This is a genomic window from Oleiagrimonas sp. MCCC 1A03011, assembly GCF_003267965.1.
Taxonomy (GTDB): domain Bacteria; phylum Pseudomonadota; class Gammaproteobacteria; order Xanthomonadales; family Rhodanobacteraceae; genus Oleiagrimonas; species Oleiagrimonas citrea.
The window spans coordinates 1-532 of sequence record NZ_MSPY01000051.1; the positions used below are offsets into that span (position 1 = coordinate 1).

The following is a 532-nucleotide window of genomic DNA, read 5'->3' on the forward strand; positions in this document are numbered from 1 at the left end:
CATGCTCAACCATGACGCCCTTGGGCGTACCGGTAGAGCCGGAGGTGTAGATGACATAGGCCAGGTGATGGGAGGTCAGTTCCGGAATCGCCGGATTGGTGCTCAAGCCCCCAGCCCAATCGACATCATCTTCCAGAGCAATCACCGTGACCGAAGCCATTGCCGCCTCACCCAGGGCCTGTCGACCGGCTGGATCGGACAACAGCAACCGTGGCTCAGCGTCGGTGAGGATCTGACCCAGACGTTCGACCGGGTAGGCCGGGTCCAGCGGCACATAGGCACCACCCGCCTTGAGGATGGCCAGCAGCCCTACCCGGATTGTCACGGAGATGACGGTACACCGGCCTACAGGACGTCACCGGCGTCCACACCTGTCCTCTCCCGGCCTGCGCCGAACCTGCACGCGGTCGCCGCGTGCTGGACCTGCGCGGCGCGGGCGCGGACCATCCGGTCGCCGCCAACGTTAAAAAATCGAGCGGTGCCGGCGAGGTGGCGGTAGCAGGTGCGGGCCTCTTGTAGCGGACGTTGACTG

General features: G+C 65.2%; 2 protein-coding genes. Both read right to left on the minus strand.

Going from position 1 to position 532, the window contains the following annotated elements; translation table 11 throughout:
- Positions 1-325, minus strand: a 325-nt coding sequence (locus BTJ49_RS15305; protein ID WP_304598399.1) for an AMP-binding protein, incomplete at its 3' end; no start/stop codon positions are given.
- Between the two features lie 20 nt (positions 326-345).
- Positions 346-532 (minus strand): hypothetical protein (locus tag BTJ49_RS15875; RefSeq protein WP_206098449.1); only part of this gene is annotated, 187 nt, incomplete at its 5' end.